General features: G+C 72.6%; 21 protein-coding genes. 11 read left to right on the forward strand and 10 right to left on the reverse strand.

Annotation, left to right across the window (positions count from 1 at the left end):
* Positions 1 to 455 precede the first annotated feature (455 nt).
* From ACLQ3F_RS23545 to ACLQ3F_RS23575, 7 genes are all read left to right on the forward strand, one after another.
* Complete coding sequence (locus tag ACLQ3F_RS23545) at positions 456 to 938, forward strand: hypothetical protein (protein WP_425851439.1); 483 nt, start codon at positions 456 to 458, stop codon at positions 936 to 938.
* 44 nt (positions 939 to 982) lie between these two features.
* Positions 983 to 1,138: a DUF4177 domain-containing protein gene (locus ACLQ3F_RS23550; RefSeq protein ID WP_007466198.1), complete on the forward strand. Its 156-nt coding sequence runs from the start codon at positions 983 to 985 to the stop codon at positions 1,136 to 1,138.
* A complete protein-coding gene (locus tag ACLQ3F_RS23555; RefSeq protein WP_355006000.1) occupies positions 1,135 to 1,596 on the forward strand; it encodes a RidA family protein in 462 nt (153 codons plus the stop codon). Before ACLQ3F_RS23550 ends, ACLQ3F_RS23555 begins: the two co-directional genes overlap by 4 nt.
* 123 nt (positions 1,597 to 1,719) lie before the next feature.
* Entirely contained in the window at positions 1,720 to 2,556 is an 837-nt protein-coding gene (locus ACLQ3F_RS23560) for an MBL fold metallo-hydrolase (RefSeq protein WP_425851440.1), read from the forward strand.
* Positions 2,553 to 6,179 (forward strand): adenylate/guanylate cyclase domain-containing protein, encoded by a 3,627-nt coding sequence (locus ACLQ3F_RS23565; RefSeq protein WP_425851441.1) that lies wholly within the window; start codon positions 2,553 to 2,555, stop codon positions 6,177 to 6,179. The genes ACLQ3F_RS23560 and ACLQ3F_RS23565 overlap by 4 nt, the downstream gene beginning before the upstream one ends.
* A 199-nt stretch (positions 6,180 to 6,378) precedes the next feature.
* Positions 6,379 to 6,882 (forward strand): hypothetical protein, encoded by a 504-nt coding sequence (locus ACLQ3F_RS23570; RefSeq protein ID WP_425851443.1) that lies wholly within the window; start codon positions 6,379 to 6,381, stop codon positions 6,880 to 6,882.
* 30 nt (positions 6,883 to 6,912) lie between these two features.
* Positions 6,913 to 8,409, forward strand: coding sequence for a serine/threonine-protein kinase (locus tag ACLQ3F_RS23575; protein ID WP_425851445.1), 1,497 nt, complete (start codon positions 6,913 to 6,915; stop codon positions 8,407 to 8,409).
* Here the strand turns inward: ACLQ3F_RS23575 and ACLQ3F_RS23580 are convergent.
* Complete coding sequence (locus ACLQ3F_RS23580) at positions 8,396 to 8,737, reverse strand: hypothetical protein (RefSeq protein WP_425851446.1); 342 nt, start codon at positions 8,735 to 8,737, stop codon at positions 8,396 to 8,398. The genes ACLQ3F_RS23575 and ACLQ3F_RS23580 overlap by 14 nt on opposite strands.
* A 168-nt stretch (positions 8,738 to 8,905) precedes the next feature.
* Here ACLQ3F_RS23580 and ACLQ3F_RS23585 point away from each other — a divergent pair, with 168 nt between their 5' ends.
* Together ACLQ3F_RS23585 and ACLQ3F_RS23590 are read left to right on the forward strand one after the other, a co-directional pair.
* Positions 8,906 to 9,847, forward strand: coding sequence for a transporter substrate-binding domain-containing protein (locus ACLQ3F_RS23585; RefSeq protein WP_425851448.1), 942 nt, complete (start codon positions 8,906 to 8,908; stop codon positions 9,845 to 9,847).
* A complete protein-coding gene (locus ACLQ3F_RS23590; RefSeq protein WP_425851450.1) occupies positions 9,844 to 11,049 on the forward strand; it encodes a hypothetical protein in 1,206 nt (401 codons plus the stop codon). The genes ACLQ3F_RS23585 and ACLQ3F_RS23590 overlap by 4 nt, the downstream gene beginning before the upstream one ends.
* 27 nt (positions 11,050 to 11,076) lie before the next feature.
* Here the strand turns inward: ACLQ3F_RS23590 and ACLQ3F_RS23595 are convergent, their stop codons facing one another.
* The 9 genes from ACLQ3F_RS23595 to ACLQ3F_RS23635 form a co-directional block, all read right to left on the reverse strand.
* The gene (locus ACLQ3F_RS23595; protein WP_091403331.1) at positions 11,077 to 12,240 is read right to left on the reverse strand and encodes an acyl-CoA dehydrogenase family protein; all 1,164 of its coding nucleotides are present in this window, start codon (positions 12,238 to 12,240) and stop codon (positions 11,077 to 11,079) included.
* Positions 12,237 to 14,225, reverse strand: coding sequence for an acetyl/propionyl/methylcrotonyl-CoA carboxylase subunit alpha (locus ACLQ3F_RS23600; RefSeq protein ID WP_425851452.1), 1,989 nt, complete (start codon positions 14,223 to 14,225; stop codon positions 12,237 to 12,239). The genes ACLQ3F_RS23595 and ACLQ3F_RS23600 overlap by 4 nt, the downstream gene beginning before the upstream one ends.
* Before the next feature lie 11 nt (positions 14,226 to 14,236).
* Complete coding sequence (locus tag ACLQ3F_RS23605) at positions 14,237 to 15,838, reverse strand: acyl-CoA carboxylase subunit beta (RefSeq protein WP_425851453.1); 1,602 nt, start codon at positions 15,836 to 15,838, stop codon at positions 14,237 to 14,239.
* Positions 15,835 to 17,031 carry an acyl-CoA dehydrogenase family protein gene (locus tag ACLQ3F_RS23610; RefSeq protein ID WP_425851454.1) on the reverse strand — a complete coding sequence of 399 codons (1,197 nt, stop codon included), beginning with the start codon at positions 17,029 to 17,031 and terminating at the stop codon, positions 15,835 to 15,837. The genes ACLQ3F_RS23605 and ACLQ3F_RS23610 overlap by 4 nt, the downstream gene beginning before the upstream one ends.
* Positions 17,028 to 18,704 carry an acyclic terpene utilization AtuA family protein gene (locus ACLQ3F_RS23615; RefSeq protein WP_425851456.1) on the reverse strand — a complete coding sequence of 559 codons (1,677 nt, stop codon included), beginning with the start codon at positions 18,702 to 18,704 and terminating at the stop codon, positions 17,028 to 17,030. Before ACLQ3F_RS23615 ends, ACLQ3F_RS23610 begins: the two co-directional genes overlap by 4 nt.
* The gene (locus ACLQ3F_RS23620) at positions 18,701 to 19,498 is read right to left on the reverse strand and encodes a TIGR03084 family metal-binding protein (RefSeq protein WP_425851457.1); all 798 of its coding nucleotides are present in this window, start codon (positions 19,496 to 19,498) and stop codon (positions 18,701 to 18,703) included. The genes ACLQ3F_RS23615 and ACLQ3F_RS23620 overlap by 4 nt, the downstream gene beginning before the upstream one ends.
* Positions 19,499 to 19,535: 37 nt before the next feature.
* Entirely contained in the window at positions 19,536 to 20,141 is a 606-nt protein-coding gene (locus tag ACLQ3F_RS23625; RefSeq protein WP_091403316.1) for a TetR/AcrR family transcriptional regulator, read from the reverse strand.
* A gap of 476 nt (positions 20,142 to 20,617) precedes the next feature.
* Positions 20,618 to 21,361, reverse strand: coding sequence for a metallophosphoesterase family protein (locus ACLQ3F_RS23630; RefSeq protein WP_425851459.1), 744 nt, complete (start codon positions 21,359 to 21,361; stop codon positions 20,618 to 20,620).
* A gap of 110 nt (positions 21,362 to 21,471) precedes the next feature.
* A complete protein-coding gene (locus ACLQ3F_RS23635) occupies positions 21,472 to 22,149 on the reverse strand; it encodes a Crp/Fnr family transcriptional regulator (protein ID WP_007466162.1) in 678 nt (225 codons plus the stop codon).
* Between the two features lie 143 nt (positions 22,150 to 22,292).
* Here ACLQ3F_RS23635 and ACLQ3F_RS23640 point away from each other — a divergent pair, with 143 nt between their 5' ends.
* Both ACLQ3F_RS23640 and ACLQ3F_RS23645 read left to right on the forward strand, forming a co-directional pair.
* Positions 22,293 to 23,000: an adenosylcobinamide amidohydrolase gene (locus ACLQ3F_RS23640; RefSeq protein WP_425851460.1), complete on the forward strand. Its 708-nt coding sequence runs from the start codon at positions 22,293 to 22,295 to the stop codon at positions 22,998 to 23,000.
* A gap of 11 nt (positions 23,001 to 23,011) precedes the next feature.
* Complete coding sequence (locus ACLQ3F_RS23645) at positions 23,012 to 24,190, forward strand: CapA family protein (protein WP_357257112.1); 1,179 nt, start codon at positions 23,012 to 23,014, stop codon at positions 24,188 to 24,190.
* Positions 24,191 to 24,229: the final 39 nt, after the last annotated feature.

A 24,229-nucleotide genomic window follows, 5' to 3' on the forward strand; every position in this document is an offset into this window, starting at 1 on the left:
CTGGCTGGGGATGATCGGCGCGCCGGGCTGACCGGCGGGATCCGGGTGGGCCGGCGGGTGGGCGGGTGTGCCGGCCTGGTCGCCGCTGGGCGGGTGGGTCATGTCGTTCCCCCAGGGGTGCGGCGCCCGCCGCCACCCCTGGCGCCGAGCGTGATCGAGCGGGCGGCCGGGCGCTGCGCGACCGTCCGACCGGAAGGGTAGCGGTCGATGACCGGATCGGTGTCGCCCCTGCCTGTCGAGCGGGCCGGCGATCCGGTGAGCGGTACCCGCGCCGGTTTCGGTGTCGGGCCTCCGACCTGCGGTGTGTCGCATATGTGACTGTTGATGACCTCTTGTGCGCGTCCTGTTGGCGGGACCGCGGCCACAGACCTACCTTCGTCCCCGTGCGGGGGCCGGAACGGACGAATGGGTCCGGGCCGGAAGCATGGTCCGAGAGGTACGACCGGAGGCAGTGCATGCGCGACGCGGACAACATCCCTCGCACCCAGTTCCCGACGAACGAGCGGCCCCGCCGGCTCGGGTCCGTGGTCGAGGCCGGCGGGCAGGTCACCAACCAGCCGATCAACGAACGGTCGTACCGCCGGACGCCGGAGCAGGCGGAGACGGCCCGGGTGCCGAGCCAGCCCGCCGAGCGGACCCGCGAGGACGACGAGCCGGGCTTCGTCATCCACCTGCCGATCCGGGTGCCGAATCTGGCGGCGGCGACAGTGCTGGCCGGCCGGGTCGCGGTGTCCCTTGGCTTCCTGCCCGAGTTGGACGCCGGCGAGACCACCGTCTCCAACGCCGACGATCAGAACAACCGGCACCGGGTCTTCTGTGACCTGCTGCTGCCCGATCGGTCCCGCTGCCCCCAGGGGTACGAGCACGAAGGGTGCTGCGGGGAGCTGCCGGCCGCGCCGGAGCAGCGTCCCGTACCTCGTCCGGCCGGCGGACCGTAGGCTGTCCCTCGAACAATTCCGCACCGAGAGGGAGCCCTTCAGCGATGCAGAAGTGGGAATACTCCACGGTCCCGCTGCTGGTCCACGCGACCAAGCAGATCCTCGACAACTGGGGCGAGGACGGGTGGGAGCTCGTCGCCGTGGTCCCCGGCCCGAACCCGGACCAGCTGGTCGCCTACCTGAAGCGGCCCAAGGCGTGAGCAACGGTCCGCACGCGAAGCTCGCCGAGCTGGGTCTCGAACTGCCCGAGGTCGTGCCGCCGGTAGCCAGTTACGTCCCGGCCGTGCAGTCCGGGCAGCACGTGTACGTTTCCGGCCAGTTGCCGATGGCCGAGGGCAAGTTGCTGGCGACCGGCAAGGTCGGCGCCGGGATCTCCGCCGAGCAGGCGAAGGATCTGGCCCAGCGGTGCGGGCTCAATGCGCTGGCCGCTGTCGACTCGCTGGTCGGCCTGGAGAACGTGGTCAAGGTGGTCAAGGTGACCGGGTTCGTGGCCTCCGCGCCCGGCTTCACCGGTCAGCCCGCCGTGATCAACGGTGCCTCGGATCTGTTCGGCACCGTCTTCGGGGAGGCCGGCCGGCACGCGCGCAGCGCGGTGGGCGTGGCCGAGTTGCCCCTGGACGCCCCGGTGGAGATCGAGCTGATCGTCGAGGTCGCCTGACGCGTCCCCATCGCCCCCCGATCTTGCACTTTCTGCCCGGACGAAAGCCCTGAACGGGGATGAATCGGGGCCCGCAAGTGCAAGATCGTGGGGTGTGGCGAGCGGGGTCGTACGATCGCAGCCATGAGCGGGCACGTGACGGGGGCGGTGGCGGCGCTTGCCGACGAGTTGCCCCGCTGGGTTTCACTGCTGCGTGCGCCGAACCCGGGGCCGATGACCCTCGACGGCACCAACACGTGGGTGCTGCGCGCCCCGGCGGCCGAGTCCGGCATCATTGTCGACCCGGGGCCGGCGGACGAGGGGCACCTGACCCGGATCGCCGAGCACGGCCCGGTCGGGCTGATCCTGATCACCCACGGCCACCCCGACCACACCGAGGGCGCGGCCCGGCTGAGTGAGCTGCTCGGCGGCGTGCACGTGCTCGCCGCCGACCCGGCGCACACCATCGGTGGTGAGCCGCTGACCGAGCCGGGCGAGCACTTCGGCGGCTTCGGTCTGCACATCAGGCTGTTGCAGACGCCAGGGCACACCGCCGACTCGGTCTGCTTCCTGGTCGAGCACGGCGACGAGCGGGTGGTGCTCACCGGTGACACCATCCTCGGCCGGGGCACCACCGTGGTCGCCCATCCCGACGGTCACCTCGGTGACTATCTGAGCAGCCTGGAGCTGCTGTCCGCGTACCGGGGAATCCCGGCGCTGCCGGGACACGGCCCGGCGCTGGCCGACTGCGCCGCCGCCGCCGACTTCTACCTCGCCCACCGCCGGGCCCGGCTCGACCAGGTCCAGGCGGCGGTCGCCGCCGGCGCCCACACCCCCGCCGACGTGGTGGCGACGGTCTACGCGGACGTCGACCGCTCACTCTGGTGGGCGGCCGAATGGTCGGTCCGGGCCCAGTTGGAGTATCTGGGCGTCGACACCGGGGAATCCGCGCCCGGGGTCAGTGGGTTGGAGCACATGTGACCTGCCCCGTGTGTGGAACCGTTGCCGTTCCCGGTGCGCGGTTCTGCCACAACTGTGGCGCCGCGCTGCCGGCCGCCGCCACGTTGCCGGCGGCCGAGCGCCGGGTGGTGACGGTGCTCTTCGGTGACCTCTCCGAGTTCACCTCCTGGTCGGAGGATCTCGACCCGGAGCGCGTCGGCGCCGTCACCGACCGGGTGCTCGCCGCCCTCGCCGGTGCCGTGAAGACGTTCGGCGGGCACGTCGACAAGCTGACCGGTGACGGCATCATGGCGGTCTTCGGTGCCCCGGTGGCGCACGAGGACGACGCCGAACGCGCCGTCCGGGCCGCCCTGTCCATGCAACGGGCCGTCCGTCGGGTGCTCGACGACGAGCGGGGCGGCGGCGCGCCGCTCGGGCTGCGGGTCGGGCTGAACACCGGCGACGTCATCGCGGGCATCCAGGCCGCAATCGAATACACGGTCATCGGCGACACTGTGAACACAGCGGCCCGGCTCGCCGACGCCGCCGCCGTCGGGGCCGTCTACGCCGGTGGACGGACCGCAGCGGCCACCAGGCACGTCTCCTCCTGGCGGGCGCTGCGCCCGCTGCGGCTCAAAGGCAAGCGTGAGCCGGTCGAGGCGTACGAGCTGCTGGGTCTGCTGGACGCGCCGGGCACCCGCTCGGGGCTCGGCGACGAGGCGCCGTACGTCGGCCGGGAGACGGAGATCGGCCGGGTCGCCGGCCGGCTCGCCGAGGTGATCGACCAGGGCGACCCGCGGGTGCTGTTGATGACCGCCGAGGCGGGCATCGGCAAGTCCCGGTTCGCCGCCGAGGTGGAACGCCTCGCCGCCGGTTACGACGTCGGTGCCGGCCGGTACGCGGCGCACTCCGGGGCCAGGGTGCTCTCGGTGCGCTGTGCCGCGTTCGGGGAGCGGCGACGGCTCGCGCCCCTGGCCGATCTGGTGCGGGCCGCCGTCGGTCTGCCCAGCGACGCGTCCACCGCGTTGACCCGCCCGGCGGTCGAGGAGCGGCTGCGCCGGCTCGGGCAGCGGCTCGCCCGCTCCGGTGCGGAGACACCGCCGATCGCCACGGAGCAGCTGCTGGCCCTGCTCGGCTACGCCGAACTCCCGGCGCACACCGGCGGCGACAGCGGCGAGTGGGGCGGCTCGGGCACTCCGGCCGCAGACGCCGAGGTGGTGCCGAACGCGGTCGCCGACCTGCTCAGTGGGCTCGCCTCGGAGGCGCCGCTGGTGATCGTGGTGGACGACCTGCACGATGCCACCGCCGAGACGATCAAGGTCCTCGGGTTGACCCTGTCCAAGCTCACCGGCCCGGTGCTGGTGCTGCTGCTCGGCCGCCCCGAGTTGGTGCGTACCGCTGGGGCGCTGACCCGGGTCGCGGACGCCGAGGTGCACTCGCTGCCGCCGCTGCGCGGTGCCGACGCGGCCCGGCTGCTGACGACTTACCTCGGCGGCGGCAAGCTGCCGCAGGCCGACACCGACCGGTTGCTCGCCACCGCGCAGGGCAATCCGTTCTACCTGGCTGAGCTGGTCACCCTGCTTATCGAACGGGGCGCGCTGACCACGGAATCTGTCCGTGCCGCCGCTGACCGGCCAGGCTCCGGCGATCGGGACCAGAGTGGGGCGAACGGCTGGCGGTTGGTGCCGGGGTCGCTGGGCAGCCGGCTGCTCTCCCGGGACCTCGCCGCCGTGCTCGCGGCCCGAATCGACGCGTTGCCGCCGGACGCCCGGTCGGTGCTGCGCGACGCGGCGGTCACCGGTGACACGGTGCCGACCGGCGCGCTGGAGGCGATGCGGGAGCTGCGCGGTGGCCGCGACGGCAGGCCGTCGGCAGTGGTCGCCGTCGAGCTCGACCGGGCGGTCGAGGAGTTGCTGCAACGCCGCATGCTGCACCGTTCGCGTACCGGCTACTCGTTCGCGACGCCGCTCATGCGGGAGGCCGCGTACGCCGGGGTGAGCAAGGCCGAGTTGGCCGAGCGGCACGCCGCGCTGGCCCGGTGGGCGGCGCCGGCCGACGAGGCCACCGTCAGCACTGTCGGCGGGTTCACCGACGAGGCCCGGGACGACTTCGTGGCGATGCACGTCGAGCGGGCCGCCACGCTCGCCGACGCGGTGAAGCTGCGCCCGGACGCGCCGGCCCGTGCGGTGGTTCCGCTCGGCGTGGCCGCGCTCGGACGGGCCGCCCGCCGGTCGCTCTCCGCCGGTGAGCCGGCCATGGCCGTCGAGTACGCCGAGCGCGCCACCGAACTGGCCCGCGACGGGGTGCCGGCAGCCGACCGGGTGGTGCACGCGCGGGCGTTGCTCCAGGTCGGCCGGGTCGCCGACGCGTTGGCGTACGCCGAGAAGATCGCCGCGAACGCGGGGGACGAGGTCACCCGGGTCAGTGCTCTCCTGCTGGCGGGGCAGGCCCAGGAGACCCTCGGCGATCAGGGCCGGGCGGTGACCGCCTGGCAGGAGGCGTTGCAGGTGGCCACCGAAGGCCGACTGCCCACGCAGCGTGCCACGGCGATGCGCCGGCTCGGCATGGCCGACTTCGTGGCGGGGCGGCTGAGTCAGGCGAGCAGCCGGTTGGCGGCCGCGTACCAGGTCAGCCTCGGTGCGCAGGACCGACGCGGGCAGGCGTGGTCCCTGCAGAACCTGGCTTGGGTGACCACCACCCGGGGTGACTTCGCCGGGACCGACGCGGTGCTCGGCCGGGCCGCCCGACTCTTCGCCGAGTTGAAGGACCCGTACGGGCGGGCCTGGCTGCGCGGCACCACGGCGTTCGCCCGGCTGCTCGCCGGCCGGCTGCGCGAGGCGTGTCGGATGGCGCAGGTGTTCCTGCCGTTCGGCGAGCGGGTCGGTGAGGCGTGGGCCGTGGGCACGCTGCGGGCGGTGGCGGCGTTCGCCACTGCCGAGCTGGGGGACCTGGCCGAGGCGGACCGGGAGGCCCGGCGGGCGTACCGGGAGTTCGCCGCCGCGTCCGACGACTGGGGGCGCGGGTTCGCCCTGGTGGTCCGGGCGGTGGTGGCGCGCGGCCTGGGCGAGCCGGAGCACGCTGCGGACCTGCTCACCGACGCCCTGGCGTACGCGGAGCGCACCTCGCATCCGCTGCTCACCGGAATGGCCGGCACGCTGCGCGGCTTCGTCGCGTTGGACATGGGCGACTGCGAGACGGCCGAGCGGGTGGCCCGCGCGGTGCTGACCGCCGTGGAGCCGCACAACCCGCAGGCCCCTGCGCAGGTGGCGCCCCGGGTGTTGCTGGCGACGGCCCGTCTCGCCGCCGGCGACTCGGCGACAGCGGTCGGGCTGCTCGCCCCGGTGGCCACTGCCGCCGCGAACGCACCCTCGCTGCTGTTCTCCCGTCGTCAGACGATGGCTCAGTACGCTGCGGCGCTGCTTGCTCACGGTCAGCGGGAGCAGGCGTTGGACTGGGCTCGTCGAGCTGTCACCGCGCCGGCCGAGGACGTGCGCAGCCAGGTGATCGCGGCGAGTGTGCTGGCCGAGGCGTTGGCTGCCTGCGGTCGTCCGGCGGAGGCACTGTCCTGCGCGCAGGAGGCCGTTCGCCTGGCGTACGCCACCGAGCAGCGCAGCGAACGAGCGGCAGCCGACGCCCTGCAAACCCGCCTGTCCGCACTGGTCTGACCTCCGCCCACTGCTTTTGATCAAGAGGTTTCGGTCAGATTCCGGCCCGCCGGTGACCGAAAGCTCTTGATCAACGCGACCCCGGGGGGTGCCGGTTCTGCCGGTTCTGGGGATGTGGTGGTCGGGGGGAGCGGCTAGCGTGTCACCACCGCGTACGGGTCCACAGTGGTGACCCTCGCCGTGCCTGGGGAGGCCCTTCATGAAGCTGCCGCGATCCATCGCGGGCTGGACCATCGCGGTCTTCGGCGTGTTGGCGCTGGTGATGGGCGCGGTCGGGCTGCTCTGGCCGGAGGCGCAGCTGCGCATGCTCGGGTTCGAGGTGCCGGCGACGCGGGCCGTCGGTGATCACACCGGGACGTTCCTGCTGGCGTCCTCGATGGCGGCCTTCAACATGGGCGTCTACTACCTGCTCGCCACGGTGACCGAGTGGCGGGCGTTCTACCGGTTCACTGTGGTCTTCCGGCTGGTCACGTTCACCGTGTTCACCATCGCGGTGCTGGCCGACATAGCTCCCGACCGGTTCTTCGGGGTGGCGGCGTGGGAAGGGCTGGGCGCCGTGGCCACCGCCGTCGGTCTGCGTCTGGACGCCCGGCGGGGAACCCTGGCCGGCGGGGTCGGATCGTCCGAGGGTGCCGGGACGACTGCGGTCGCCGAGGAGGGTACCGGTCCCACCGGTGCGGCTCCGGCGGACGCGGTGCGCTGAGCCATCGGTCGGGTTGGGTATTTTCGAGCGGTGACCGACACCCCGACCGGCGGCGTGCCAGTGCCGATCGTGCCCGGCCTGACTGATTTGCGGGTCTTTGCCCGGGGCGGGTACGCGACCGTCTACCGGGCCACCCAGATCTCCGTGGGTCGCGAGGTCGCCGTCAAAGTGGAGAACCGGACGCTGGACAGCGAGCGCGATCAGGCCCGCTTCCTGCGCGAGGCGCGGGCGGCCGGTCGGATGTCGTCCCACCCGCACGTGGTGGACCTCTTCGACGTCGGGGTCACAGTCGATCAGCACCCCTACCTGATCATGGAGCTCTGCGACGGCTCGTACGCCGAACGGATGCGCACCTCACCGCTCGGCCCGGTGGAGGCCCGCGACCTCGGCATCAAGATCGCGGACGCGCTGGCCCACTCGCACGCCGCCGGGGTGCTGCATCGGGACGTGAAACCGGCGAACATCCTCCACTCGCACTTCAACTCGGCGGTGCTCGCCGACTTCGGGCTCGCCGTCCTCGCCGAGCACAGGGACGCCTCGGTCACCCTGGAGGTGCTCACCCCGGCGTACGCGCCGCCGGAGATGTTCAGCCACAGCCCGCCGTCCCCGGCCGTCGACGTGTACGCGCTCTGCGCCACCCTCTACGCGGTGATGCACGGCCGGCCGCCGCGCTGGCAGTCCGAGCGCAACCCGAGCCTGGTCACCGTGCTGGAGATGTTCAACCAGCCGCTCCCCTCGCTGCCCGGGGTGCCGGACGAGCTGATCGACGTGCTGCGTGTCGGCATGGCCAACGATCCGGGCGAGCGTCCCTCTGCCCTGGAGTTGCACGACCTGCTCAACAACCTGCCACTCGGCTCGCCGGCGGCACCCGTCAGCGGCGCTCCGGTCAGCGGTGCCGCGACGCTCTCCGGCCCGTACGCGGCCAGCCAGCCGGTGCCCCGATCGCCCATCGAGGACACTCAGCGAGCGGACCCCACCGGTCGGCGTTGGCGGCGCTGGCTCTTCGGCGGTGCCGGGGTGCTCGCGCTCGCCGCCTCCGCGACCGCCGGTGCCTGGGTCGCCGACCGGGCACCGCCAACCACCCCGTACCCGTCGGCCACCCAGATCGCCGCACCGGCGACCGGGCCGCTGCCCGGCTGCTCCACCGCCACCGGTGCGCCCACCGCCCTGCCCGAGGGGGCCCGGTGTCTGCCCGAGCTGGAGTGCTTCGGCCCGATGCGGATCCGCGGCAGCCGCGCCGAGGCGGCTCGGCTGTCCTGCGCCGGCCGACACACCTGGGAGACGTACGCCGAGGGCATCCTGCCGGTGTCGCTGGTCGGCGCCGACTACGACGAGGTGACCGCCGCCGAGCCGGTGCGGCAGGTGTGCAGCGCCACGACGTTCCGGTTGACCACCGGGATCGGTGAGGCGACCGGCTGGCACCTGGAGGTGCTACCGCCGATCGACGGCAGCATTGACCGGACCTACCGGTGTCTGGCGGGGCGCGGCGTGGACGCGCTCACCGCGCCCACGCTCACCGGCCGCTGAGCCCGTCCGACCCGCGTCGGCGGTCACGCACCGCACGCAACGCGTCCCTGGGGTCGAGGGCATCGAGGGTGTCCGCGTCGATCCCGTACGGCATCAGCTCGGGCGGCCCGAAAGCTGCCGACCGGTCCGCCGGCTCCGGATCGTTGACCTGACGGGCGGCCGAGACCGCGACCCCGGCGACCATGGTCATTAGCACGCAGAGCAGCGCGAGAACCACGCCGAGGAGGTCCTGTCGGCGCCACACGACCAGCATGACCAGCGGCGCAAGGGCTCCCAGCGCCGCGAGCACCGCCACCGTGCGCGCATCGGGTCTGGACAATCGGCTCACGTGTCCAGCATGTCGCGACCTGGCCGGCTGTCAACCGCAGAGCCGACCGCCGCGCCGATCGACGTCGATCCGAGCCGTCCATTCGACAGGGTCCACCGCGTGCACACGGATTGGACAAGAACCGCTACTCTCGGTGTTCCGCAGGCCCTTCCGGTAGCGAGGTCGCCCATGAACTCAGGCAGTTCGCAGTCCCGGCTCCGCCCGATCGCGTCGACGCTGGCGGTCGCTCTCACTCTCGTGCTCGCCGCCGCGGCAGGTTGCGACAGCCGGAAGGAGCCGGAACTGCCCTCCGTGCAGGAGAAGATGCGCGAGACGCACATCTACGGTCAGTCGAAGCTGCGGATCGGTGTCGCCACAAACGAGCCGCTGATGGGTGAGTTGCGAAACGGCCAGCACGTCGGGTTCGACGTCGAGATCGCCCGGTACATCGCGGCGTCCCTCGGCTACGAGGGGGACCAGCGGCTGGAGTTCGTGTCGGTCGCGACCGAGGACCGGATCCCGTCGCTGCAAGGTGGCACCGTCGACCTGGTGGTGTCCAGCTTCTCCATGACGGAGGACCGTAAGCAGCTGGTCAGCTTCGCCGGGCCGTACTTCGTCACCACGCAGGAGGTGATGGTGCCGATCCGACTCAAGGACAGGATCCGCACCATCGAGGATCTGCGCGACCCGGCGTACAAGGTCTGCACGAGCGGCGGCTCCACCACCGAGGCCGAGTTGGAGAAGCACCAGGTCAGGACATTCGTGGTCAAGGACGTCGGCGACTGCGTCGACGGCATCCGGAAGGGGCGGTACGACGCGGTCAGCTCCGACGAGTCGATCCTCGCCGGTTTCCTGGCCAGCTTTCCCAAGGAATTCGAGATCGTGGACATGCCGTTCGGCACCAGCGAGTTGCTGGGCATCGGCGTGCCGATCGGTGATCCCGCGCTGCGCGACCTGGTCGCGTTCTTCCTGCAGAAGAGCTACGTGCAGGGCCGCGACGGAGATGCCAGCCCCTGGCAGACCGCGTACAACCGGACCCTGGGCCCCTGGCTGAAGGCCGAGAAGCGCCAGCCGCAGCCGCTGGAGGTGCCGAAGCTGGTCGACTTCGACGACAAGGCGCCCGCGAAGTGAGCGCGGCGCCGACCGCCACCGGCGGCGACGGGCCGGTCCCGCCGCCCCGCACGTCAGTGCCCGGCGGCGACGCGTCACCGATCGACGGTACGGCCGCAGCGCCGCCGGCCATCGATCGTCCGGTCGGTGCGGATGGTGACGTTGCCTGGCCGGCCGCGGTGCCGGTCGCCGAGCCGGCCGAGCCGGTCGTCGCCGCGGTTGAGCCGGGGCGGGTCCGCTGGGATCCGGCGGAGCGGCGTGCCCGCGCCAGCCAGTCGTTCTGGACGGCGGTGGTGGGCGTGCCGGCGATCTTCTCGGTGCTCCGCCTCGGCGTGGAGGCCGGCGGGGAGCTCCAGACCACGCTGCTGCTGGTGGCCAACGTCGGGCCGGTGAACCTGCTCGCCGGTTTCCTGACCACGGCGGCGCGGCTGCTCTCCACCGGGCTGGTCGCCGTCTTCGCGCTCGGCGCGGTACTGGCCGTCAGCGCGGACCGGCTTCCGCCGGGCACCCGTCGCCGTCCGCTCTTCGCCCGCTGGGCCGACATCACCCCGGCCTGGGTGGTGCTGGCCAGCTTCCTGCTCGCCCTGATCACCTGGCCGTTGCTCTATCTGCCGTTGCTGCTGCCGGCGTTCGTGGCCGCGTTTCAACTGAGCCCGGCGCGGCTGCACGAGCGGGTCGCGCCTCGGTTGCTGCTGATCGGCGCGCTGCTCGCCGGGTACGGCTGGCTGATGCTGCCCACGATGCGCGACGCGATGCGGCAGGGCGACGAGTGGCTGGTGCTGGCGCTCATCGTCGTGCCCCCGCTGCTCGCGCTCTTCGTCGCGGGGCCGCTGCCGGGCCTGGTGATCCGGCCGCTGGCGTCGGTGACCGAGGTGGCGGTGCTCGCCACCCTGGTCTGGGCGGCGGTGCCGGTGATCACCACACCGGTGCTGCCGCTCACCGTCACCACAGTGGGCGCGGAGAGTGGGCCCACCGAGGACGTTCGCGGGCACGTGGTCACCACCGACGACGTCAACATGGTGATCCTTCAGGAACGGGGCGGTGTCCGGTACGTTCCGGTCGGTCTGGTCCGCGCACAGGTGCTCTGCCCGAGCGAGGAGGAGTTGCCTCGCCACCAACTGCGCATTCACGACTTCCACGTCGAGGATTCGCTGTTGGAGGGCATGGGTCGTCGGGTCCGCCCGGTTCACCGCATCGACGCCGCCTGCCGTACCCCGGCCTGAACCCCGCCCCGCCCGCCCAGAGCGCCGTCAGTAGGACTTGTCCTGGCCGAGGACGTGTTGGGCCACGAAGTTGAGGATCATCTCGCGGCTGACCGGGGCGATCCGACCGGCCCGGACCGCGCCGAGCAGGGTCGCCACCCCGTACTCGGTGGTCATGCCGGCCCCGCCGAGCACCTGGACGGCGGTGTCCACGGCGAGCGCGGCGGCCTCCCCGGCCGCGTACTTGGCCATGTTGCCGGCCACCCCGGCTTCCAGGTCGCGGCCGGCGTCGTACAGGGTGGCCGCCTTCTGGATCATGAGGCGGGCCAGCTCCACCTGCACAGCCGCGTGGGCCAGCGGATGCGACACCCCCTGGTGCGAGCCGATGCTCCGGCCACCCCAGACCTTGCGGGTGGCGGTGTACTCACTGGCCCGCTCGATGGCGTACCGACCGGTGCCGGCACCCATCGCGGCCACCGTGATCCGCTCCGGGTTGAGCCCGGCGAAGAGCGCCGGCAGCCCGGCGTCCAACGACTCACCCAGCAGCGCGTCGGCGGGCACCCGCACGTCGTCCAGGTAGAGCAGGAACTGGTTCTCCGGAGACACGATCTCCATGTCCAACTTGGACCGGGTCAGCCCGGCCGCGTCGGTCGGCACCAGGAACAGCGCCGGCTTCAACTTGCCGGTGGAGGAATCCTCGGTGCGGGCCACCACCAGCACGTGACCGGCCTCGTCGACTCCGGAGATGTAGCACTTGCGGCCGTTGAGCAGCCAACCGTCGCCGTCGCGGCGAGCCACGGTGCCGAGCCGGTGGAAGTTGGAACCGGCCTCCGGCTCGGTGATCGCGAAGACGATCTTCTGGGAGCCGTCGGCGAGGCCCGGCAGGTGCCGCTTGCGCTGCTCCTCGGTGCCGTGCCGACTGAGCACCGTCGCCGCGATGGCGGGGGAGACCACCAGCAGTAGCAGCGGGCAACCCGCAGCCGCCAACTCCTCGCAGACGATGGCCAGCTCGGTGATGCCGCCGCCTCCGCCGCCGTACTCGGTGGGGATGTTGACCCCCAGGTAGCCGAGCCGTCCGGCCTCCGCCCAGAGTTCGGTGGTGTGTTCGCCGGCCCTCGCCTTCTCGACGAAGTAGGAGTGGCCGTACCGACGGCCGAGCGCCCGCACGGCGTCGCGCAACTGGTCCTGCTCGGGGGTGAGGTCGAAGGTCATCGGGGGTCCTTTTCGTCGACAACGGCCAACACGGCGCCCGTCTTCACCTGACCGCCGGTTGGCACCGGCAACTCGGCGACCACCCCGTCGATCGGGGCGAGCACGGGATGTTCCAGCTTCATCGCTTCCAGCGTGAGCAGCGGATCGCCGGCCGAGACCCGCTGGCCGACCTCGACGTGCACCCGGGTCACCACGCCGGGCAGCGGCGCGAGCAGCGACCCGGCCGCCACCGCCGTGGTGGGCAGCGGGAGACGCGGTAGCTCGGCCAGGCTCGCCGCCCCGTCCGGGCCGTCCACGAAGACAGCCGACCCCACCCGGTGTACGCGGTACGCGCGGCGGACCCCGTCGACGTCGAGCACCGCCCGGTCGGCTGTGGCCTCGACCAGCGCCACCGTCGGTTGCTCGGCCGACTCCTGCGCCGCCGACGTGCTGGACCAGTCGGCGAGCCGGCCGACCCGGTCCAGCCGGTAGCGGATCTCGATCTCGTCGCCGTCCGGCCCGAGAAAGCGGGTGGTCTGGGGAACGGCGGGCACGTTGCGCCAGCCGGAGGGGAGCCCGGAGAGCACCGGTGCGGTCGCCCGGCGCTGGGCGGCCGTGGCCAGCGCCGCGGCGAGGGCGGTGACCGGCAGCCGGTCGGCGGGCAGCAGCGGAGTGAAGACCTCCGGGTGCCGGTCCAGGAAACCCGTGTCGATCTCCACGGCGGCGAACGCGGGGCTGCGCAGCACCCGGACCAGCAGATCCCGGTTGGTGGTCACCCCGTGCAGCTCGGCCCGGGCCAACGCGCTGGCCAGCAGCCGGGTCGCCTCCGCGCGGGTACGACCCCAGGCGACCAACTTCGCAAGCATCGAGTCGTAGTGCACCCCGACCACCGAGCCGGCCAGCACACCCGAGTCGAGCCGCAGGCCCGGCCCGGCCAGCCCACCGAACTCGGTCGCCACATCGCCGACGCTGAACCGGTGCAGGGTCCCGGTGGCCGGCCGCCAACCCGCCGCCGCGTCCTCGGCGCAGAGGCGCACCTCGATCGCGTGCCCGGCGCTCGCCGGCAGGGCCGCCGGCAACGGCTCACCCTCGGCGACGAGCAGTTGCAGACCCACCAGGTCCAGACCGGTGCACAACTCGGTGACCGGGTGCTCGACCTGAAGGCGGGTGTTCATCTCCAGGAAGAAGAACTCACCGCCCGGGGCGAGCAGGAACTCCACAGTGCCCGCGCCCAGGTAGTCGACAGCACGCCCGGCGGCCACCGCCGCCTCGTGCAACGCCGTCCGCACCCGGTCCGGCACCACCGCCGGCGCCTCCTCGACGATCTTCTGGTGCCGCCGCTGGATCGAGCACTCCCGGTCGCCGAGGGCCACCACCCGACCGTGGGCGTCACCGAAGATCTGCACCTCGACGTGCCGGCCGCGCTCGACGTACCGCTCGATGAAGACAGTGCCGTCGCCGAACGCGGCAGCCGCCTCGCGGCGCGCGGAGGCCACGGCCTCGGCCAGTTCGTCGGCGGTCCGGACGATCCGCATGCCCCGGCCACCACCGCCGGCGGAGGCCTTCACCAGCACCGGAAAGTCGGTGATCCCGTCGGTATCGGTCCAGCTCGGCAGCATCGGCACGCCCGCCTCGGCGAGCAGCGCCTTCGCCGCCAGCTTGTCGCCCATCGCGGCGATCACCTTGGCCGGCGGGCCGACCCAGGTCAGGCCGGCGTCGGTCACCGCCGCCGCGAACTCGGCGTTCTCGGCGAGGAACCCGTACCCGGGGTGGACGGCGTCCGCGCCGCTGCGCCGGGCCGCGTCCAGGATCAGATCGACCCGCAGGTACGTCTCGGCAGGCGAACTCCCCGGCAGGCGTACGGCCTGGTCGGCCTCGGCCACGAACGGCGCGTCGGCGTCCGCGTCCGAGTGCACGGCAACGGTCTGCACGCCCACTGCGCGGCAGGTGGCGAAGACCCGACGGGCGATCTCGCCCCGGTTGGCCACGAGCAGTCTGTTGATCATAAGTGGCCCCTCTACATCCGGAAGACGCCGAAACCGTCGGCGCCCTTCACCGGTCCGTTGTGGATCGCCGAGAGGCAGAGCCCGAGGACGGTCCGGGTGTCCCGGGGGTCGATCACCCCGTCGTCGTAGAGCCGGCCGGAGAGGAAGAGCGCGCCGGACTGCGACTCGATCTGCTGCTCGACCATCATTCGCATCGCGGCGTCGGAGTCCTCGTCGTAGTCGCGCCCTCGTGCGGCAGCCGCCTGCCGGGCCACGATCGACAGCACCCCCGCGAGCTGCGCCGGGCCCATCACCGCCGACTTCGCGTTCGGCCAGGTGAACAGGAACCTCGGCTCGTACGCGCGGCCGCACATGCCGTAGTTGCCGGCGCCGTAGGAGGCGCCCATGTTCACCGTCAGGTGCGGCACCGTCGAGTTCGACACCGCGTTGACCATCAACGCGCCGTGCTTGATGATGCCGCGCTGCTCGTACTCGGTGCCGACCATGTAGCCGGTGGTGTTCTGCAAGAAGATCAACGGGGTGTCCGAGGCGTTCGCGAGCTGGATGAATTGGGCCGCCTTCTGCGCCTCCGCGCTGAACAGCACCCCTCGCGCGTTCGCCAGCACCCCCACCGGATATCCGTGCAGCTCGCCCCAACCGGTGACCAGCGCGTCCCCGTACGCCGGCTTGAACTCGTCGAAGTCGCTGCCGTCCAGGATCCGGGCCAGCACCTCGCGGGGGTCGAACGGCACCTTCAGGTCGGCGCTGGTGATGCCGAGCAGCTCCTCCGGGTCGTACTTCGGCGGCTGTGGCACCGCTGTCCGCGGCGACGGGCCCCGCTTGCGCCAGTTCAACCGGCGGACGCACTGCCGGGCCAGCCGGATGCCGTCCCGCTCGTCGACGGCCAGGTAGTCGGCGAGCCCGGACGTGCTGGCGTGCATCGCCGCGCCACCCAGCGACTCGTCGTCGGTGACCTCGCCGGTCGCCATCTTCACCAGCGGCGGACCGGCCAGGTAGACCTGTGACCGGTCCCGAATCATGATCACGTGGTCGGACATCCCCGGCACGTACGCGCCACCGGCCGTGGCGTTGCCGAAGACCACGCTGACAGTGGGGATGCCGGCCGCCGAGAGCCGGGTGAGGTCACGGAACACCCGACCGCCGGGAATGAAGATCTCCGCCTGGGTGGGCAGGTCCGCCCCGGCCGACTCCACCAGATTGACCATGGGCAGCCGGTTGGCCAGGGCGATCTCGCCGGCCCGCCGGGTCTTCGCCAGCGACCACGGGTTGACAGCGCCGCCGCGTACCGTCGGGTCGTTGGCGACGATCAGGCACTCCACGCCCTCGACGACCCCGATGCCGGTGACCACGCTGGCCCCGACCGGGAAGTCCGAGCCGTACGCGGCGACCGGCGACAACTCCAGGAACGGGCTGTCGGCGTCCACCAGCAGCTCGATCCGCTCCCGGGGGAGCAGTTTGCCGCGGGCGTGGTGCCGGGTCACGTACTTTTCGCCGCCACCCGCTCGCGCCTGGTCCAGCGCGGCGTCCAACTCGGTCAACCGCTCCAGCAACGCCGCCCGGTTCGCCAGGTACGAGGGCGCGGACGGGTCGACCGTGCTGTCCAATGTGGTCATAGGCCCATGCCTTTCGCGATGATCTCGTTCATGATCTCGGTGGTGCCGCCGCCGATGCCGAGGATCCGCGCGTCGCGGTAGTGCCGCTCCACCTCGGCGTCGCGCAGGTAGCCGAACCCGCCGTGCAGCTGCAACGCCTGGTCGACGACGTGGTCGCAGGCGGCCACCGCCACGTTCTTCGCCATCGCCACCTCGGTCACCACCGGCTCGCCGGCCGCGACCCGACCCGCGACCCAGTGCACGTACGACCGGGCGGCCTCGGCCCGGGTGTGCATCTCGGCCAACCGGTGCCGGATCAGCTGCCGGCTGGCCAGCGGACGCCCGAAGGTCTCCCGGTCCCGGCACCAGCGCACCGCCAACTCGACGCAGCGCTGCGCTGTCGCGTACGCCTGGGTCGCCAGCGACAGCCGTTCCGCCGCGAAGTTCTGCATGATCGCCAGGAAGCCGGTGTCCTCCGCGCCGATCCGGTTGGCGACCGGCACCCGCACGTCAGCGAAGGACAGCTCGGCGGTGTCCGAGCAGTGCCAGCCCAGCTTCTCCAACCGGCGTCCCACTGTGAACCCGGGCGACCCCTTGTCGATGACCAGCAGGGTGAGCGAGCCGCTGCCGGGGAAGTCGGTACACACCGCGGTGGTCACGAAGTCGGCCCGGTGCCCGCTGGTGATGTACGTCTTCGACCCGTTCACCACGTAGTGGTCGCCGTCGCGGCGGGCGGTCGTGCGGATGCCGGCCACGTCCGAACCGCCGTCCGGCTCGGTGATGGCCAGCGCGCCGATCATCGTGCCGGCCAGGGTGGGCCGCACGTACCGCTCGATCAGGCTGTCGTCGCCCGGGGACGCGGTGCCGCCGAGGCGGCCGCCCAGCGAGCCACCGGTGCGGGCACCGGCCGCCGCGACCATGTGCGGCAACGCGATCCCGTGCGTGAACAGGGCCGCCACCAGCCCGGACGAGCCACCGGCGCGGATCAGCTCCTCGGTCACGATGATCGAGTCGAGCAGGTCCCCGCCGCTGCCACCGACCGACTCCGGGAAGCCGATGCCGAGCAGGCCGAGCTTCGCTGCGGTCGCGTGCAGCGCCCGGGGCACCTCACCGGCCCGCTCCCAGTCGTCCAGGTGCGGCAACACCTCCCGGGTCACGAACGCCCGGGTCAGCTCGCGTAGTTGCCGGCGCTCCGGCGTGTCCACGATGCTCATCGGGATGCCCCCATCGGAAGGTCGGCCGGCAGGTCGACGAGCCGGGCGCGCAGCAGCTCGCCGAGCGCCTTGGCCTGCGGGTCGAACCGGGTGGACGCGGCCACCCCGGCACCGAGCAGGCCCTCGATCACGAAGTTGACAGCCCGCAGGTTCGACAGCTCGTAGCGCCGCACCGACAGCGGGGCGGTCTCCGGCACCAGCTCGGCCAGCCGGTCGACTGTCAACCAGGTCCGCAGCCAGGCGTACCCGGCGTCGGAACGCGCCCAGACACCGAGGTTGGCGTCTCCAGCCTTGTCCCCGGAGCGTGCGCCCACCACCTCGCCGAGCGCCGCGCGTCGGGTCGGGCCGTCGATGGCCGCCTCGCCACCCGGGGCCGATCCGTCCGGCGAGGTGGGGGAAGTGCGGGTCGGTGGGGCGATCGGCACCCGCTCGCCACCGGGCAGCACAGCGACGTGCGCCACAGCGTCCTGCGGCACCGCGTCGGCGGTGAAGACGCCGTACGGTGTCGCGTCACCGGGCAGTGTGGTCAGCGTGCAGCCCGGGTACGAGGCCAGGGCCAACTCCACGGCGGCGGCCGAGAACGCCCGCCCGGCCCGCGCCTTGTCGCCGTCGCGCAGGTGTACGTGCAGCAGAGCGCTGGCCGCCTCGGTGTCGACGGCGTCCGGATGGTCGGTCCGAGCGAGGGTGAACTCCAGCCCGTCCTTGCCCACCGCCTCCTCGATCTGCCCCCGGACCAGTGCCGCCTTCTCCTCGATCTGCAGACCGCACAGGACGAACGTCATCGAGTTGCGGAACCCGCCGAGGTTGTTGACGCCCACCTTCAGCGTGGGCGGGGGCGGGGTGCCCCGCACCCCGGAGACCCGGACCCGGTCCGCCCCGTCGGGGTGCAGCGTCACAGTGTCCAGTCGGGTGACCACGTCCGGCCCGAGGTACGACGGCCCGCCGATCTCGTAGAGCAGTTGGGCGGTGACAGTTTCCACAGTGACCGCGCCGCCGGTGCCCGGATGCTTGGTGAGCACCGACGAGCCGTCGGGGTGCACCTCGGCGATCGGGAACCCGGGCCGGTGGCCGCCGTCGGGCAGCTCGGTGAAGAAGCTGAAGTTGCCGCCGGTGACCTGCGCGCCGCACTCGACGAGGTGCCCCGCGACGGTGGCCCCGGCCAGCTCGTCGAGGTCGTCGCGGCCCCACCCGTACCGGGCGATGGCCGGGCCGACCACCAGCGACGCGTCGGTGACCCGGCCGGTGACCACCACGTCCGCGCCCGCGTCGAGACACGCGGCGATCCCGAACGCGCCGAGGTAGGCGTTCGCGCTCAACGCGTCCGGTCGCTGGATCGTGTCGCCCTCGACGTACCCGACCTGGGTCGGTAGCCCGAGCCGGTCGGCGAGCTTCCCGATCGCGGCGGCCAGGCCGGCCGGGTTCAGCCCACCGGCGTTCGTCACGATCCGCACCCCACGGTCGAGGGCAGTGCCGAGGCAGGTCTCCAGTTGCCGCAGGAACGTCTTCGCGTAGCCCAGGTCGGGGTCGCGCATACGGTCCCGGGCCAGGATCAGCATGGTCAACTCAGCGAGGTAGTCGCCGGTCAGCACGTCCAGGTCACCGCCGTCGAGCATCTCCCGCCAGGCGGTGAACCGGTCACCGTAGAAGCCGGAGGCGTTGCCGATGCGGATCATGCCCGTACCCCGATCCCGCCGGCCGGCTGCCGGCCGTCACCCGGCGGCCCGGCGAAGGCCTGAGCCACGTCGAGCCATTCGTCGGCGACCGGCCCGGTGGCGACCAGAGCGAGGTCCGCGCGGTGCCGGCGTTGGGTGACCAGCAGGCAGAAGTCCCGAGCCGGGCCGGTGACCCTGTCGGCGGCGTCCGCCGGACCCCAGCTCCAGGTGCCGCCGCCGGGCCCGACCAGCTCGACCCGGACCGGCGCCGCCGGTGCCTCCCGGCCGTGCGCGGCGAAACCGTGCCCGAGGGTACGCACGCCCAGGTGCGCCACGTGCCGGAGTCGGTCGCTGTCGGGGCGGACCACGCCGAGCGCGTCGGCCACGTCCGCGCCGTGCGCCCAGGTCTCCATGATCCGGGCGGTAGCCATCGAGGTGGCCGACATCCGGGTGCCGTACCAGGGCAGTTTGCCACCCGCCGGGACGGCGGCCAGTGCGTCGACGAGCGCGGCCCGCCCGGCCCGCCAACGGGCCAGCAGTTCGGCCGGCGGGGCGAGGAATTCCTCGGCGCCGACGTCGACGAGTCGGGTCACGTCCGGCGCCGCGGTGACTGTCGCGTAGAACGCCTCGGGATCGGTCGCGGCCAACAGCGCGACGTGGTCGGTCCAGGCGAGGTGGGCGATCTGATGCCCGATGCTCCAGCCCGGCGCGGGGGTCGGCCTCGCCCAGTCGACCACGGGCAGTGGCGCCACCAGGGCGTCCAGCTGGGCGGACTCGTCGGCCAGGTCGGTGAGCAGGTCGCTGAGGTCGACCATGGTGCCTCCGGTCGGTGGTGGCCGGTGCGGCCGGCGGTCAGGGCGTGAGCAGGGTGGCGAGCTGGCGCTTCCAGGTGGTCAGCAGGGCGGCCCGGCGGGCGGAGTCGTCGCTGAGCAGGTTGGCCACCCCGAGCCCACGGAGCAGGTCGAGCGTGGCCTGCACCGCTTCGCGGACACCGGGTCGGCGCTCGTCGACACCGAGGAGGGCGACGGTGAGCCGGTGCATCTCCCGCCCGACCGTCGCCTCCAGCGGCACCAGGGCGTCCCGCAGCTCCCGATCGGTGCGGGCGGCGACCCAGAGCTCAAGCGCGGCCACGAACAGCGGCCCGGTGAACGCCACGGCGAGCAGGTCGACGACCCGGTCCAGCCGCTGCGGGCCAGCCGGCAGCGCCTCGGCCTCGGTGCGCAACTCGTCGGCCCGGCGCTCGGCCAGATGGGCCACGGCGGCCGTCACCAGCGCCGCCTTCGTCGGGTAGTGGTGCAGCTGCGCCCCACGCGAAACACCGGCCCGCGCCGCGACGACTGTGGTCGTGGTGCCGGACCAGCCGTGCTCGATCAGGCAGTCGACGGTCGCCTCCAGCAGTCGGGCCTGGGTGGCGCGGCTGCGTTCCTGCTGGGGGACACGCGTCGATGCGGTGGGCACGGGAACAGCCTGCTGCCTCCGAAACAAACAGTCAAGCCTGACTTTTTTGTGGCCCTGTCGGGGTCGGTCGACGCCCTCGCCTGAACCCGGCCCCGCTCACTGACCCCGACGCGCGCCCCGACCCCCGGCGCCCGGTGTATTCGCGGCGCCCGCCGCATTCGCGGTGCGCGCGGCATGCGGCACCCGCGGCGCGCGGCACCCGCGGCACGCGCTGAAGGCTCGCTATGGAGCTGATGCCGTAAACGAATCACCCGTCGACCTGATCAGTCGATCGGGTCCTGGTGATGTCGCAAACGATTCAGCTCCAAAGGGACCCTGACCCACCGTCCCCGCCTCCCACCCTCGGCTGCCAAGCCGCCTGCCAAGCCGCCTGCCAAGCCGCCTGCCAAGCCGCCTGCCAAGCCGCCTGCCAAGCCGCCTGCCACCCCCGGCTGCCCCCCGGCTGCCACTCCCGCCTGCCACGCGGGGTTGCCAGCTCAGCGGCCGTCGCGGGGGCCGAAGACGGTCAGCGCGTCCGCGTCGCTGTGCTGGGAGCGCAGGTACTCGTCGGCCCAGGCGGCAGCGTCGGGGAAGGCCGACTCGGCAGCCACCCGGGCGCAGGCCGCGTCCACGTCGAAGGCGGTGCGGCGTAGCTGGACGCCCGGCCCGAGCAGCGCCCACCATGCGCCCGCGCCCCCGTACGGCATGCCGATGCTGCCCGGATTGACCACCAGGCGCCGATCGACCAGCCGGGTGAAGGGCATGTGCGTGTGGCCGCAGACCACCGTGGAAACCTCGGCGGGAAGACAGTCGAACACCTCCGCCCAGCGCGCCATCCGGGAGTCGACGAGCACGACCTCCTCGTCGTCGCGGGGCGTCGCGTGGCAGAACAGCGTCCGCCCGAGGCCGTCGATGTCCAGCGTCGCCGTCGTCGGCAGTGCGGCGAGCCGGGCCACCTGGTCGTCGCGTAGCTGCTCGGCGGCCCAGTTCGACACCTCGATCGACGACGGGCGACCGGTCCGGGCCTCGACCAGTTCGCGCTCGCAGTTGCCGCCGACCCAGCACACCCGCTCGCCCAGGCCGGCGAGCACGTCCAGCACCTCGACCGGTTGCGGCCCGGTGGCGATGTCACCGGTGAGCACTATCAGATCGGCGGCGGCCACGTCCGGCTCGGCCAGGACGGCCTCCAGCGCCGGCAGGACGCCGTGGATGTCGGAGAGCACCGCAACACGATTCACCATGGCCCCACCATCACCGCTGACATCCATCGAGGCCAGCGATTCTGCGCCAGGCAGACGGCAGACGTCCCCGCCTGCGGCCGGTGACGGCAGGCGGGGACGCGTTGTACTGCTCAGACGCGGGCGCGGCGGGCCAGGCGCTCCGGGTCCAGGATGATGATGCTCTTGCCGTCCAACCGCAGCCAGCCGCGCGAGGCGAAGTCGGCCAGCGCCTTGTTGACGGTCTCCCGGGAGGCGCCGACGAGCTGGGCGATCTCCTCCTGGGTGAGGTCGTGGGTCACCCGCAGAACGCCGCCGTCGCGGGTGCCGAAGCGGCCCGCCATCTGGAGCAGGTTCTTGGCGACCCGCCCCGGCACGTCCGTGAAGATCAGGTCGGCGAGCGAGTCGTTGGTCCGACGCAGCCGCCGGGCGAGCACCCGCAGCAGCTGCTCGGCGATCTCCGGGCGGTTGTTGAGCCACGGCCGCAGCGCCTGCTTACGCAGCCGCACCAGCCGGGTGTCGGTCACCGCGGTGGCGGTCGCCGTACGCGGACCCGGGTCGAAGAGCGACAGCTCACCGACCATGTCCGACGGCCCCATCACCGCGATGAGGTTCTGCCGGCCGTCCGCTGCGCGGCGACCAACCTTGATCTTCCCGGACAGCAGGATGTAGAGGCTGTCACCGGGCTCGCCCTCATTGAAGACGATCTCGCCCTTGCGGACCTCGATCGTCTCCATCTCCTTGGCAAGCGCCTCGGCAGCTTCCGGGTCAACACCCTGGAAGATCCCGCTGCGGGCCAGTACCTCGTCCATTGCGCACCTCCGGTTGCGCGTGCCGTCCGTCGGCCGGGGCCGCCGTCCGCTGATCCCCTCGCGCGCCGCCAAGTCTAGGCGCACGTGAGCACGAATCAGAGGTCGCCCCTGGAATCTTGATCGGTGGGCGTAACCTGCCCGACGTGCTGAGCGAGCCGACTCTGACCAGCCGCACCGAGGACGGGCGGAACGTACCGCTGCTCGTCTGGCGTGCGGACGTGCCCCTGCGGGCGGCCAGCAGTGCCCCGCTGGGCGGTGGCATCGGGGTCCGGCGGTGGGTGTTGAACGCGACGGTCCCGATGTCGTACGACCGGGAGGACCCATCGGCGCACCTGGCCTCGCTCGCCGCCGAGCTGGCCCTCGACGGGCCCGGGATCGGTCTGCTGACCGGCGTCGATGTGGCCGAGGTGGTGGCGCGTAGCGACGCCGGGGTGCGGGCCTGGGCGACGGTCGGGCTCGGCACACCGGTGCCCGCTGCCGCGCCGACGCCGGCCGCGCTCGGCCCACGCGTCGGCACTGTCAACATCATTGTGTACGTGCCGGCCCGGCTCGCCGACTCCGCGCTGGTCAACGCGGTTTCCACAGCGACCGAGGCGAAGACCCAGGCGATCGCCGAGCTGGGGTTGCCGGGGACCGGCACGCCCACCGACGCGGTCACGGTGCTCTGCCCGGTGGACGGGCCGGAGGCCGCGTACGGCGGGCCGCGCTCCACCTGGGGCGCCCCGCTCGCCCGAGCGGTGCACGCGGCGGTGCTCGCCGGTGGTTCCCGGCCGGTCGTGCCGTGGTCCGACCAGCTCAGGGGCGCAAAGTCCAACCGATCGGCTGTCGTTGGCGCGTTTAACGACCGGTAGGGTCGCGGGCGATGTATGCTCCCGCCCCCCTCGCGTCCCGCCCGCGCCGCCGCGTCGCCCTCGGCCTCGCCGCGCTGCTGGCCGCCCTCCTCGTGGCCGGCTGTGCCGACCCCGGTGGTGAGGCACCCGTCTGGCAGCCCGGCGCGGGAGGTGGTGGGACCGGCGCGCCGGTCTCCACGACCGGCCCGAAGGCCACCGGGCCCGCATCGTCCGGTCAGGGTGGCGCGATCTCGCTCTCCGCCACCGGCGACATCATCATGGGCAACGCGCCCAGTCGGCTGCCCGCCGCCGGCGGTAAGGGCTTCTTCAACTCGGTCACCGACGCGCTGAAGGCCGACCTGGTGATGGGCAACCTGGAGGAGCCGCTGACTGTCGACACGGGCACCGGCAAGTGCGGGGCGAACTCCACCCGCTGCTTCCAGTTCCGCGCTCCGCCGGAGTACGCCGCCCACCTGCGTGACGCCGGCTTCGACGTGCTCAACCAGGCCAACAACCATGGCTACGACTACGGGCCCAAGGGCTACGAGAACACCCAGAAGGCGCTGAAGAAGTACGACCTGGAGCACACCGGCGCGCCGAACGAGATCACCGTGGTCGACGTCAAGGGCGTCAAGGTCGCCGTCGCCGGCTTCTCGTCGTACGTCTGGTCCAACAGCCTCGTCGACATCGACAAGGCCAAGGCGGTGGTCGCCAAGGCCGCCACCATGGCCGACCTGGTCGTGGTGCAGGTGCACATGGGTGGCGAGGGTGTCGACAAGACCCGGGTGAAGCCGGGCACCGAGATGTTCCTGGGCGAGAACCGGGGCGATCCGGTGAAGTTCTCGCACGCGATGATCGACGCTGGCGCCGACCTGATCGTCGGGCACGGCCCGCACGTGTTGCGCGGGATGGAGTTCTACAAGGGGCGCCTGATCGCGTACAGCCTGGGCAACTTCGCCGGCGGCGGCAACTCGCTGAGCAACGACGGTCGCCTCGGCTGGGGCGGTGTGCTGAAGGTGTCGCTCAAGCCGGACGGCAGCTGGGCCGGCGGCTCGTTCACCTCCACGTACATGAACTCCGCCGGCAAGCCGACCCTGGACCCGGACGACCGGGGCCTGGGCCTGGTCACCGAGTTGAGTCGCGCCGACTTCCCGAAGGGCGGCGCTCGCCTCGACGGGCAGGGGAAGATCACGGCGCCGACCGCCGGCTGACCCGACGGGGAACGTCCGGGGTGCGACGTAGGCTGACCG

The sequence above is a fragment of the Micromonospora sp. DT15 genome, assembly GCF_049841475.1.
Lineage (GTDB): Bacteria > Actinomycetota > Actinomycetes > Mycobacteriales > Micromonosporaceae > Micromonospora.